Origin of the sequence: Mesorhizobium sp. M1A.F.Ca.ET.072.01.1.1 (assembly GCF_004023325.1) — a bacterium.
Lineage (GTDB): Bacteria > Pseudomonadota > Alphaproteobacteria > Rhizobiales > Rhizobiaceae > Mesorhizobium.
In genome coordinates this window covers 24,609-37,370 of sequence record NZ_RZSF01000031.1, presented here as the reverse complement: position 1 = coordinate 37,370, position 12,762 = coordinate 24,609, and the positions used below count along the sequence as shown (strand labels likewise).

10 protein-coding genes are annotated in these 12,762 nt (G+C 59.1%); 1 reads left to right on the top strand and 9 read right to left on the bottom strand.

The annotated features are described in order from the left end of the window. Positions 1-1,031 precede the first annotated feature (1,031 nt). The 3 genes from EOA32_RS07375 to EOA32_RS07365 all read right to left on the bottom strand — a co-directional run bounded on the left by EOA32_RS07375 (position 1,032) and on the right by EOA32_RS07365 (position 4,775). A complete protein-coding gene (locus EOA32_RS07375; protein WP_128371337.1) occupies positions 1,032-1,919 on the bottom strand; it encodes a hypothetical protein in 888 nt (295 codons plus the stop codon). 277 nt (positions 1,920-2,196) lie between these two features. Then, positions 2,197-2,454, bottom strand: a complete 258-nt coding sequence (locus EOA32_RS07370; protein ID WP_245499194.1) for a hypothetical protein — start codon at positions 2,452-2,454, stop codon at positions 2,197-2,199. 668 nt (positions 2,455-3,122) lie between these two features. Continuing rightward, positions 3,123-4,775, bottom strand: coding sequence for an MFS transporter (locus tag EOA32_RS07365; RefSeq protein ID WP_128371336.1), 1,653 nt, complete (start codon positions 4,773-4,775; stop codon positions 3,123-3,125). 347 nt (positions 4,776-5,122) lie between these two features. Between EOA32_RS07365 and EOA32_RS07360 the strand changes: the two genes are divergently transcribed. After that, positions 5,123-5,584 carry a MucR family transcriptional regulator gene (locus EOA32_RS07360; protein WP_128371335.1) on the top strand — a complete coding sequence of 154 codons (462 nt, stop codon included), beginning with the start codon at positions 5,123-5,125 and terminating at the stop codon, positions 5,582-5,584. Between the two features lie 144 nt (positions 5,585-5,728). Here the strand turns inward: EOA32_RS07360 and EOA32_RS07355 are convergent, their stop codons facing one another. The 6 genes from EOA32_RS07355 to EOA32_RS07330 all read right to left on the bottom strand — a co-directional run bounded on the left by EOA32_RS07355 (position 5,729) and on the right by EOA32_RS07330 (position 12,761). Next, positions 5,729-5,941: a cold-shock protein gene (locus EOA32_RS07355; protein ID WP_128371334.1), complete on the bottom strand. Its 213-nt coding sequence runs from the start codon at positions 5,939-5,941 to the stop codon at positions 5,729-5,731. Positions 5,942-6,663: 722 nt separating this feature from the next. Next, entirely contained in the window at positions 6,664-7,251 is a 588-nt protein-coding gene (locus tag EOA32_RS07350) for a hypothetical protein (protein WP_128371333.1), read from the bottom strand. Next, positions 7,241-7,537, bottom strand: coding sequence for a hypothetical protein (locus EOA32_RS07345; protein ID WP_071072867.1), 297 nt, complete (start codon positions 7,535-7,537; stop codon positions 7,241-7,243). The genes EOA32_RS07350 and EOA32_RS07345 overlap by 11 nt, the downstream gene beginning before the upstream one ends. A 750-nt stretch (positions 7,538-8,287) precedes the next feature. Then, positions 8,288-9,502 carry a hypothetical protein gene (locus tag EOA32_RS07340; protein ID WP_128371332.1) on the bottom strand — a complete coding sequence of 405 codons (1,215 nt, stop codon included), beginning with the start codon at positions 9,500-9,502 and terminating at the stop codon, positions 8,288-8,290. A 12-nt stretch (positions 9,503-9,514) separates the two neighbouring features. Next, a complete protein-coding gene (locus tag EOA32_RS07335; RefSeq protein ID WP_128371331.1) occupies positions 9,515-10,630 on the bottom strand; it encodes a Fic family protein in 1,116 nt (371 codons plus the stop codon). 748 nt (positions 10,631-11,378) lie between these two features. Next, a complete protein-coding gene (locus EOA32_RS07330; RefSeq protein WP_348632194.1) occupies positions 11,379-12,761 on the bottom strand; it encodes a pitrilysin family protein in 1,383 nt (460 codons plus the stop codon). Position 12,762 lies beyond the last annotated feature (1 nt).

The following is a 12,762-nucleotide window of genomic DNA, read 5'->3' as shown; positions in this document are numbered from 1 at the left end:
CCTTTCGCTCGCAGTCGGGAGGTCGCAATCACCTTCAACATCACCTAACAACCATTGCTCGCTTGAGGCGGAACTTAGCTTGGCTGACCTGACAACAAACTGACGCGCTATGACAGCTGAGCAGAATCTGAGAGCCGCCGGAGCAAACCCTTGCATTTGGCCAAGGGACAAGGGCCGACTGAACTGACGTGCGAACGGTGTGACCGACGCGAGTACGTTAGACCGGGACCGTACTGTAATCAGGTCGCACGGTCAGCCACGGTCGTACTCGATCCTGAAGGACTGCATGGGAATAGAAAGCGATGCTTCCGGAACTTGGAGGAGGACATACGGCAGCGCGGCGCGCGGGAAAGTCACGGTGGCATGGCTATGAATGGCATTCTTGCGTTCGCATGGTGCCGAGACGGCGAACTCTGATAAACATGCGAATCGGCCAGCGTTGCTACTGCTTAAAGCTCGTCGGCTAGGCCGGTAGCCCTGGTGCACCCCCGCTAGAGCCCAAGCCGCTTTCTGGCCCTATAACAGAGCGCTTTTCGACGACCTTGAACGGGGGGCGGCCCGGTTTGCTCATCCTCCCAGGAGGTCCCCGACGCGCTTCAAGCCGAGGTGGGACAGAGCTAACCGAGCCGCAGGTGCGCAATAACTAATCCAGCACACCAGGGCAACCCCGAAAAGGTTTTAGTTGCAACGGTTGGTTTTTTGTCGATCGCAGGCCTTTTTGCCGCCCCCATCCTATGCAGCCTCAAGCCGGATGACCTCTGAGCCGCTTCGCAATGGGTGTAGGCTAGTGCTATAGACCATGTTTGATCCCAGTCTTCTCGCAATGCTCGCAACAGGCTTGGAGCCGCTCGTTTTAGTCCTGTGCAGCGCATACCCCGCCCTGTCTCTTTTCGTTTGAGACAGGATAGATTAGTCCCGTCGGGAGATCTGGTGGTTCTTGCTGTAGAGGGTAGCGTCAATCGGGTCGCCTTCAACCCTCGGGCTTTGCTTGGGATTCGGATCGGCTGGACTCGGTCGATCTCGACTGCAGGTTATTCACGCGCAAGAACGGCCAGCTTTTTGTCGAGCTGGGGATCGATGTAGCCTTCCTCCAGAACCCTTAGGATCAGCTTCATAGCGGCTGCCTGCATCACCACGCGGTCGTCCTCGGGCAGTAGATCAAGGAGAATTGAAATTGTGGCCGGATCTTCGGAAACGAGCGCCGGAACCAGCTCGTCATCAGGGATGATCCTCTCAATGCCGATGATACCGGCCACGATCGGCAAATGGAATTTTCGGACATGGTCCTTGTGATAGGCATCCGCGCTCTCAAGCTTTTCTAACTTTTCCGTGTCACCTGAAAACGCCTCACCTATGGCTAAGACGACCGCATCGCGGATTTGGTCAGCCTTTACCGCCACCTCTTTGGCTGCCCCACCGACGCTCAAGGCAAATTGGACGAGTTCATCGAGGCTTTGCCGGGCTTTATGCAGGTCGCCGACTGTCATTGGCGAGGGCAGTTCCCCAATTTCCTTTGCTAGACCGGACAACGAGTTCTGCGCGACCAGGAACTTGTCGCGATCGGTCTTCCTAGCTTCGGAAAGCTCTTCTGTCGAAACTGCTCGCCTGGACGGCCCAAAATATGGATTGTTCCATCTTTTGATCAGATAGGCTTCGCGCGCGCCGGGGTTGTCCGACCATTGCAGTTCTTCTTCTTCAGCTAAATGGGGCCCTCTGGACTCACCTTTAGCTCCATAGATCACATATTTGACGGCCTCTAAGCCGGCGGCCTCCCGCTCGGCAGGTGTCTTGGCCTTGCCCCACTGGGCGCCGAGCCGCTGAATCTCTTGTTCGTCCTGAAATTCCCGTAGCGCTTCTCCGCCCGCCCGTCCTGCCCGGAACGCCGCGATAGAGTCTCGCCAGAGCTTTCTGATTCCCACTGGGTGTCCCCCGGCCTTTGCGTTGAATCGTCCAATCGGCATGGGCGGGCACAGTAGCAGATTACATCCCAGGGCTGGACACTGCTGACGCGCGCCACAACAGATGCGGCATCTGACGGTTTCGTCTCGATTCCGCGGCAGCACGAACGATCGGCGATTCCGTCGACTGCTCCAATCTGCTCTGCGCTTGAGCAGAGACGCCGTTTCGAAGCTTGCCGCTGGGCACGTGCCTGACAGCCTTGACCGTAATGCACCAAGAGACAGCTCGAGCTTATCCCTATTCGTCGCTATCCTCGTCCTCGTTTTCATCGTCGGGCTGGTTCCGACCTGCATTATTCGCCTGCTCTTCGACATACGCCTGGCAGCCTTCATTGAAAGATTGGCTGTCGCCGTTGCAATCTCGTTCGTCACTGATGTCGTTCCTTGCCGCCCAACTGTAGCCGGCCTCATGCCCGGAGCAATCATCCGTGCAGTCGTAGCCATGGAACGTCTCTTGCGCCGCCGCCGGGATGGCGAGCGAGCCGACCAGCGCCAAGGCACCTGCCGCAACAACGAATCTAATCATCATACAAACTCCGATCAAATCTCGGTGTCCGGTATTTTAGGAGGGTGGCGAAGATGAGGCTGATGGTCTGGGTACTTCAGGACCAGACTCCGGCGCAGGTTGCACTCGCCGGCAACGGCAAGCACGATGCCGATTCAGGCAGCGGCCAAGCCGGGGAACATTCCCCCAAACCGAAGCGTCCTTAATGCTCTTGTTGGCACAGATGGCGTTACCCGCAGTGGGAAAGCACGAAGGAATTCGTGTCTCTTGCATGTACAATCGAAAAATCCGTCGGGATCTAATCCTAGGCATCGATCCGGAGCGAGAACCGGAAACGCGCCCGCAACGCGGCCCGCAGCCACGCCAGCTGAACACCCCGCAGAATTGAATTGAATGGACAGCCGATTGACTGGTCCGCCCGTTGTGTTTCGCTGATCTGTCTAAAACTTGAGCGACATACGACGGCACGGCGGAGCGCCCGGAGGCGCTTCGGCGCGGGACCGCAGCGTGCGCGTCGTTGGCACCACTGTTCGGCTTGTAGAGCTGTGGATAGCGATTCCCCAGCCACGCTCTATCTCCATGGAACTTCGCGGCGGCCTTTGCCGTCCTTCATGATGCCTGCGCTTCGAGCAGTTAGCGATTACCAAATCGAGACTAGATCACCGTCGGAAAAAGAAGCTCCCCGACTGCTCCCGCCTTCGCGGTGCCCCGGTCGGCCGCTCGATCGCAAGCCTCGTGCGGGGCGGCAGATCTCCCGCCTGCAGTTCGAGGAGGCGCTGGTCCACCTCCTTGTCCTCCGCGGTCAGGCGGTGGTTGAGGCGAAGGTAGTCCATCCAGGTCGGCGTGCGGAATGTCTCCGTCCAATGCGAGGGTTCCTGGAGGTCGCGCTGGAGGTTCCAGTGCCGGGCGCCGGCCCGGCTCTGCACCCGTCGGCGCTCCCGCATCAGGTCCAGGAAAGCTTCGACATTGGCCTCCGGTATCGGGTACTCGATCTTGACGACAATCGGGCCGCTTCTCGACTTCAGGTCGAGGGCGAGCGCTGGCGTTTCGAAGCCAAGTGAATCCTGGTCGGCCTCTTTCCACTGGCGGATCGGGAGCAGCAATCCGGTGGCGGCGACCAACAAGAGAGCGCCCGCAGAGATCTCCAGCGCCAGCGCGAGCGAATAGTTTTCGGCCACCACGCCCCACAGCCAGCTTCCGGCCGCGACGCCTCCCGACGAGAGGGCCGAGTAGATCGAGAGCGTGCGGCCAACCACCCACCGCGGGCTCGACAGTTGTACGCTGACGTCAAGCCCCGTCCAGGTGACGACCCAGCCCGCACCTCCCAGCGTCAAGGCGATAGCCGCCACACCCAGCGAAGGCGTGAAGGCAAGCGCCAGGCAGCAGGCGGCGCAGGCGATGCATGCGAGCGTCGTCAGCCGCTCCTGTGACAGCGCCCGTCTCAGCGCGTTGTTGGAAATGCCGGCGCACAAGGCGCCCACGCCAAATCCGGCCATCAGGACACCATAGGCGATCGGCCCTCCCTCGAGTTGGTCGCGAGCAACGAGAGGCAGTAGCGCGAGGATGGAAATGCTCGTCAGTCCGAACAGAGTTCCACGCGCGATTGCCGCCTTGATCTCACCTGACAGCGCGGTGAACCGGGCACCATCGTGAATGGCGGTGGTCAATGGCTCACGGGGAAGAGGCGAAGAGCGACCGTTCCATTTATTGAGTCCTATCGCCCACAGCATTGCCACATAGGTTAGCGTCGCCAGTGCAAAAGCCGTCAGTGGTCCGAAGGAGGCGACTACAACGCCGCCGAGCGCCGGACCGATGCTTCGCATGGCATTGTAGCCTACCGAAATCAGCGTGACCGCGGCCGGAACTTCGCGCTTTCGCAGGATGTCTCCGACGGAAGCATGCCAGGCCGGATCAGTGAAGGCAGCGCCGCATCCGGCCAGGCAGCTGAAGGCGAGGATCAGCCATGGATTGTAGAATCCCAGCCCGACAAGCGCGGTCAACATGATCGACGACACAGCGATCACGCACCAGCCCAGCGCCATGACGGTGCGGCGGCTGAAATTATCGGCGATGGCCCCGGCGAAGATCGAAAGGATGAAAACGGGCAACGTCGTTGAGGTCTGCACCAGGGCCACCATTACGTCCGATGTCGAGATAGTCGCCATCAACCAACTGACCGCAACCGTCTGAAACAGCCAGCCCAGACCGGACAGCTGTGCCGCGAGCCAGATTGCGCGAAACGTGGGGTTCTCCAGCGGCGCGAATGTCGCCGACGAAACCGAAGCCGCGTCCGCGCGCGCCGCCCTGCTCATTTGGCAACCCTCTCTGTTCGTGCACGGTTAGTTGGAGACTTCTCCTCGGCGCAATTGCCTCTGGAGAGTGGCAGGATCAGGGCATTATAAGTGCTGAACCGAAGTAATTTTCGTTGGCTGCTCCAAAGCTAAGACGGAATGTTCTGGCGGCATACCTGTCCATCGAGGGCCGTAGGGCCAATGAACCGTTCTGCTACAGGTTTAAGGTGTGACTAGCGCGTATGCCTTGGGTGTCGGTTGGAGAAGCCGGTATTGAGGAGAGACCTCACACAACATTCATTGCGTTCTGTAGCTGGCTTCATTAATGAAGCGCTTCTTTGCCTACGTCACCCAACTAGGAGCACTCCGTGACAGAAGAAGTCGAGAACAATACTGCCGCTCTCATAGAGCTTACCGCGGACGTCGTGTCGGCGTACGTGTCGAACAATCCGGTCCCCGTTGGCGAGCTTCCGGGCCTGATCGACCAGGTGCATGCCGCGTTGAAGGGCACGCTGGGCGCCCCGGTCGCGGAGCCCGAAGCCCGCCCGCCTGCCGTTCCCATCAAGAAATCGGTCACGCCCGACTACATCATCAGCCTGGAGGACGGAAAGAGGTTCAAGTCGCTGAAGCGGCATCTCGCGACCCACCATGGCCTCACGCCTGACCAATACCGCGTCAAGTGGGGCCTGCCCGCAGACTACCCGATGGTTGCCCCGAATTATGCCGCGGCTCGCTCTGCTTTAGCCAAGACCTTGGGGCTCGGTCGAAAGCCTGATCAGACAAAGCAGGCTGCCCCTGCAAAGAGGTCCCGCAAAAACGGCGTGGGCTGATCGTTGTTCGGCGTACTGACTTGAAAGGCGGGGGTCACCCGCCTTTCGCTCTGTGTTCCACAGCTTGTCCAGGGCTTCTGCCGATCGAGGTTCGTCTGCGGGCGCCGCGCTCGCCCTCGGCTCGTATACATGTGCAAGAGCCAGTCAGCTTGCTTTGCTGAGACTGCCGGCTGAGGATTTCCCGGTGCGGCGGTCCTGCTCGATCTCGTATTTGACCTTTTGCCCATCAACGAGTGTCGAAAGACCCGCACGCTCCCCGGCGGAAATGTGAACGAACACATCAGCGCCACCCCCATCGGGCTGGATAAATCCGTAACCTTTCGTGCTGTTGAACCATTTTACAGTCCCAGTGGCCATGAATTCTCCTTCGTATCGGTTGCAGCGTTGGTCTGCCCAAGACAGTTAACACCTGACTTGGGAATAGGCGCAGCAAAAAGGACAAATCGCAAGACCTTGGATCGATCAGGAAGATCAACGATCAAGGGCGGATAGGAGCCTGAACGGCGATGCGCCAGCGCTGCCCTGCGAACGCGATCACGACTTCGACGGCGGCCGGGTTCGAGATCGGGATGGCGCCAAGGGTGCGCCCGCCGCAGACGATCCGCCACTCCTCGTCCGTCGAAAACACGGCGTAAAAGTCGCGGCCAGCCGTAGGCTGCTCCCCGATTTCCCTAGCATGGTCGTACCATCCGGCGCCTGCTCCAGCAGCCGATTGTCCGCCGAAGCCATGCCGCGCAGCAGCTCTATGTAATCGCCCTTTCCCAAAGCGGAAAGCGGACCACCCGAGCATAACGCTTCGAAAAGGCGATCAGCGCAAAGCCCGCCCTCCTGTGCGATTAAGGAGAGCGCCTGGTGCAGCGCGACGGTCGCAACGGCTTCGACGATCGAAGGAGCGCGATCTCAACGGTTGCCCGCCGAACGACCGAGACGGGCCGAAAACCGAATGGCAGCTTCACGTCTTTGGGTGGCAATAAGGGACGTTTTCCATCGGAGGTGGCCCGACTTGACCGTTTCCAACCATTTGGAATGGCGGCAATGCGCCGTACTGGTCATCTAGAACGATCTGAACCATCCCCAATTCATACGGATCGCGACGTTGGGGTGCGGTACAGAACAATGCGCCCTGTCGGAACGAGTTGGGAAAGAAAGTCGAAGTCCCGGATGTTTCCCGTGAGTACGCTTGCACCCAGTTGCCGTGCCTGCAGGAAAACCAGAGCGTCGTTGAGGAACTTGCGTTCGTGACCTTCGCCCTTTGGCAAATTGCTCATTCGGAAGAGCAGACCAGCGAGGATGCCGGCTTGCCCCCAGATGGCAGTATCTGGGGCATGAAGTCTGTGCTCTGGTACGTCCGCGATCGTGGCTTGGATCGTTTCCAGAACAGCCTTCGTAGAGGTATGCTTCGGATCCAGTCGGCCGAACAGGTGTGTCAACTCGGAAAGGCTCACCGCCGAATGGTGGCATAGCCTATACGTTAAAAGCGTATCCACCCCTGCCGGCGATCGACCCTGCAGAACATCCAGATAGACGGTGGTGTCCAGAAACAATGGACCGCCGATAATCGGTTCGTCGTCGCTCCATGGCAGATCGTCATCCGCCCGGCGCGCGAGCGTTCCCTGGCGTTTCTGGGGCTTGAGTGCTCGCAGAGTTTCGGAAAGATCAAATCCCAAGGTCGATATCCGAGGGAATACTGCCTTTGCGCTTGACGAGACGAGCCCCGAAATCGTCCTCCAGCGCCAGGCGCGACAGCGCAAGCTCCAACAACTCGGTGTCCGAAGTGACGTGGGCGCGCTTCTTGGCCGCGGCGATCAGGTCCGACGGTACACGCCCCGACAAACGCGTGTTCTTAGCAGAGCCGAGCAGACCAATGGCCCTCGCCTGCTCAAGGACGAGCTTGTTACGGGTCAGCGCGACCTTTGCTTCGCTGTCTGCAGCAGTATGGATTTGAGCACCCATGCCAACCTCCTGTGTTGAACATAACGTAGTTTACGTTCAACACATTTGCAAGGAGCACTCGCTTAGGTGTCAATTTCTATGTCTGCGCCTATGACTGCTGATAGAAGTTTCCATGTCCTTGAGTCGGTTCCGAACCGCCTGGAGGCGAGCCGCAGCGCCGGCGCTGGTCGGCGCAGGCGAAGGCGCGGGCTGATCGAGGCGAGAGTGCACACCTGCACGGCGATCAAGCCGCTATGGCCCGGACATAATTCAGATTCTTGACCCCGACAGCGCCACTGTCGCCGATCTTGAAGCCGCTTTGGCTCAACAGTCTTGCGATCGTGTCCATGTCGACTGAGGCGAACGGCCTGAGCTATCTCGGGCCGTTCGCCCGATCCCGGTCAAGTCATCGATTCAGAGCGCTGAGGAACGTTCGCTTTTGGCCCTGTCGCCACCTCCAAACTAACGAAGTTACCTGTCCGCTTTCAGGAAGCGGAAGAACTGAGACCGATGGCGGAGGTTGGGGCGCATTTCTGGATCGTCGGCGACCTTGCCTTCTCGCAAGTCAATAGCAACGATCCAATCGCGATACATGATGGCAGACATATCATGCAAGACCCCGGCGATCTGCGCGAGAAGACGCAAGTCGTCGAATATATTTTCGAGAGAGCGCGTCTTTGGTCGCCCTGGGCGTTCCAATCATGTTTGTCATGTCGCGCTAATTCTTGTGTCAGGTTCGGGCTATTGGGCCAAAGAATACGCTCTCCTCGCTCACCACTTAACATCGAGGTCGTCGTCGTAGAGCATACTTGGCAACATACCCATCATCACATGGTCGGGCAGGATACGGGTAGCCCGTTTCTTATGCACTTCGAACCCGGGATATGCATCCTCAATGACCTGCTTGAAGAACGCCTGCGTGCGAGGCTTCAGGCATTCCGAAATTTCCCACAGAAATGCGTGAACGGCCTCGTAATCCGACACGACCTCTTCGGGCCGATGAATCGCTTCGAGATGCTCGAAGAACCTTTCGACATGGTTTCCCGGCGTATTGAAGAGCGGGCGCCTGCCGTCGAAATAGACCACCTCGATCTGCTCGCGGATAGGATCGACATTACCGTGCAATGCGAAATTTCTCTTGTCGATTACGCGCATGAAATGCGCATAAGCGTTGGTGCTTTTGTCGATATCGCGTGCAAAGCCATCGCAATGCTGGCTGAGCAGCGCGAGGCGGTCAGGGATCTTGGCCCGTATAAAGGCCTGATAGGCTTCCGGGGCGTTTCGGATTTCATCGCGCGTGAACATGAGGATCACCATATTGATGTAGGCCTCGGCCATAACCGGCATCAGAAGGTGGAGCTTTAGACAGTTGCCAAAGAGATCGTTTGCGCGTGCGGATACGCCTTGCATGGCTTTTTCTAAAGTTTTCAGCCGCGATTTGGCAGTCGGCGATCTTTTCGGAAAAGCCGTCTTTGCCGGAGCATCAAGAATGGCTGCGTGCAAATCGGCGCACAGGCCTGCGATACTGACGAACTTATTCTGAAAGACGACGAATTTTTCCAGGCTTTGCAGCACCGCGGATTTCTGCGGGCCGATTCTCGCATAATCATTTCTGATGCCGACAATCAGGTCCCGCCACTGCTTGTGCGTGAGCGCATCGCCGACCATGATATGAACTTCGCGCGACATGCCGCAGATATACACGTCGGTCTGGCCGGCCTTGAGGTTGTAGTCCCAGTGTATCCAGTTATCGCTGTCATCCTTGCGCAGGAAGTTTTGAAAACCGTTCGGTGCGCCAAAGCGAGCCTTCAGATAACAGTAGATATCTACCGGCCTGAGCCGCGACCGAACCGCGAGAATGGCGCCGCCTTTCTTTTTCTTAGATTTCCTGTCGCGCGTAATCCATTCCACTACTTCCTGCCGGGTAGCTGCTCGCCATTCGCCGATATTGAGGCAAGCAGGTTCTTTAACAGTCTTCCTCTTCATTCGCTGATGGGCTTACGCGCGATCATCGCGAATATTCAGCGTATAACGTGTGTGCCGGAGTTCACCGGTTTTTGTTAGCGCACCTTTAGCCACCAAGTCCTGCAAGTCCCTTGTTGCCGTGGCGCGGGATGCCTGAGTGATGGCGATATAATTCTCGGCGCTGAGGCCTCCTTTAAAGCCGTAGATACCTTCCCGGAACATCCGGGCGACGGCTTTTTCCTGGCGTTCGTTGAACTGCCCCCGGTGGTGCTCGTAGAACTTGGCCTTGGCAACGGAGAATTCGACGCGGGCGAGCGTTACGCGCTGCGCTTCTAGGATCGTGCTGGCGAAGTAGATCAGCCAATCGGTGATTGCGTTGTTTTTGTTGCTGGCCTCCAAATGATCGTAATAGGCCTTGCGGCGACGCTCGATCGTGTAGGCCAGGGCGATAAGGCTCGGCTCGCCCAGATTTTGCGCCAGCGCCTTTTCGCAAAGGGCACGTCCTATGCGGCCGTTGCCGTCTTCGAACGGATGGATGCTCTCGAAATAAAGGTGCGCGATACCAGCGCGTGTGAGCGCGGGAAGCGGAGTCTTGCCCTTGGGCGCGGTATCGTTGAACCAAATGGTAAAGGCCTCCATCTCGGCTTTCACGCGCAATGAGGGCGGCGCCTCGAAATGCACTTTGGGTTTGTCCAGCCGGTTAGAGACGATCTGCATGGCATCGGCATGCTGGCGATAGTTGCCGATAGTCCCGATGCGCCGCTCGCCGGACATCACCATCTTGTGCCAAGCATAGAGCGTGCGGTGCGAAAGCGGGTTGGCAAAATGCAGATACACGTCGGCCATCATTTGGGCGATGCCCCGCTCGGCGGGCGGGATGCGCCTATTCTCGCCTCCGAGCCCAAGCTGCTGCCGCAAGGATGATTGCAGGCTTGCCCGGTTGAGATACTCCCCCTCGATCTCCGATGTCTTCAAGGCCTCTTCGCTGATTAGATCGATGCGTATCTGGTCGCGGTCATCGGGGCCGACATGGCGAAACACGCCCAGGAACTCGCCCGATCGCAATAGGAACTCGCTTTCCAGCGGGTCCAGTGCCATCTTGTCGTAGGTAAAATGCGGCCAGTCGGCCTGCTCCCAATTCCATGCCATGAGCTATAGAGCGCCTTTCTATAACTCATGATAGCAAAAAATGTGAGCTATAGCAATCTTATCTATGCCTCAGCCGGCACGCGGCGGCGATGCCGAATACGGGCTGAAAGACACTGGACGCTGGCGGCAACGCGGGCAAGTACCGCCCGCAGGAAAAGCCATAGCGGCCAGACCCGCTACTCTGACCAGAACACCGAGATACACCATGGCCCCGCCGCAACCACTGGTATGCTGGCGGGCAACGGGCGATGACTCGACAGTGATCATCTTAGGTATTTCCTCGCGCTAATGCCACCGCCTTTCTGTCTAGGCGGAGCTTACGAAAGAAATTGCGGCGCACGCGATCCGCGGCCCGCTATGATAAGTCGAGTTGTGGCAGCTGAGTTGACGCCTCAACATCGTAGATCGGCCACTTCCGATTGCTTAAAACCGAGGCACAGCCTTCCCGGCGTCGGCTTGCCACGCAGCATTGACTGACTTTGAGCTTCTGAGCGCTGATTCCAGCGCCGCCTCGTCGTCTGGTGTCGTTCCCGCACCCTGGCGTTGGGCCGATCTGGCGCCAGACGGCAGGACTTTCCCAGGCTGCCGGAATGGGCCAGGCTGCCGAAGCAGGCGCTGCAGCGCATCGGCTGGCGCTCGGCGCAACGCAATGGCTCGAAGACGACCGTATCGCGGCCGATTACGCTGCGCATGGGCGATGCAAGCTCAAGCGATTCGGTGCCTTGCTAACCAGCATGGAAGCTGCCGCTCATCCTTTAATATCGGTGAGCGGTGGCCCGACGATCATGACGGTCGGATCGGCCGACAGAAGCTTCCTAGCCTCCGTCCTGACATCCTCCAGAGATACTGCTTCGATCAGCGCAGCGCGATTTTTGATATAGTCCATGGCGAAATTGTCGCGCTGCAGCCCGACCAGTGTCGCCGCAATCGAATCTGAAGACTTGAGGTGGTTAATTGCAAACGAGCCGATCAGGTATTTCTTAGTCGCCGCGAGCTCCTCCTCGGTCGGCCCCTTCTCGGCCATCTCCTTCACCACCTTGCGCACGATGGCAAGCGTCTCGGCGGCGCGGTCGGAGCGTGTCGCGGTCGCCACCACCAGCGCATTGGAATGATCATGGTCGACCAGATCGGAGCTGACGCCGTAGGCGAGACCGCGCTTCTCGCGCACTTCTTCGAAGAGCCGCGAGGTAAACGACGAGCCGCCGAGGATCTCGTTCATCAGCACGGCGGCGTAGAAGTCGGGTGAGCTACGCTTCACCCCCGGCCAGGCGAGCTGCAGCGAGGTCTGCGGCAGGTCGTAATTCACCTCCAACTGCTGGCCGAGCCTGGGCGTGACGTCGGCCACGGGGGCGAGCGTATCCGCCTGCGGCAGGTCGCCGAATACTTCGTCCAGCTTGCCGCTCAGCGTCGCGGCGTCGATGTCGCCGACAACAGCCACATGCAGGCCGCGGCGGGCGAAACTGGCCTTGTGGAAAGTCTTGATGTCGGAGGAGGTGATGGTGGCCAAGCTCTCCTTGGTGCCCTCGTCCGGCCGCGCATAGGGATGCTGGCCATAGAGGGCGCGCAGCCAGCGCTGCTGCGCCACCGTGTTGGGATCGCGCTCGTTGGCGAGGATGCCGGAGAGAATCTGGCTGCGGATGCGGTCGATCGGCGCCTGGTCGAAGCGCGGGCTGTTGACCGCCAGCTTCAGCAGCTCGAAGGCCTCGTCTTTCTCCTCCGACAGCATGCGCATCGAGCCGTAGGTACCGTCGCGCGCCGCCTGGAAGCTCATCTCGGCGCCGGCCTCGTCGAGCTTCCGACGGAAGGCTTCGCTGTCGAGGTCGCCGGCGCCCTCTTCAAACAGGCCGGTCATCAGATTGGCCAGACCCTCCTTGCCGGCTGGATCCTGCGCGCTGCCGCTATCGAAAACGAAGCGGATGGCGATCAGCGGTATCGAATGGTCTTCCACTAGCCAGGCGGTGACGTCCTTCTTCGACTTGACCTCCTGGATGTTCATCTCGGCGCGCGCGTCACGCGCCGGCAGCTGCAGGAAGAACAGGGCAAAGCACAGGGTGGCGATGGCGCGGCATACCTTTCCTTCTCGCCTTTCAGGGGAAGGAACGCTGGTCATCCGTTCAAGGGCAAGGGTCATC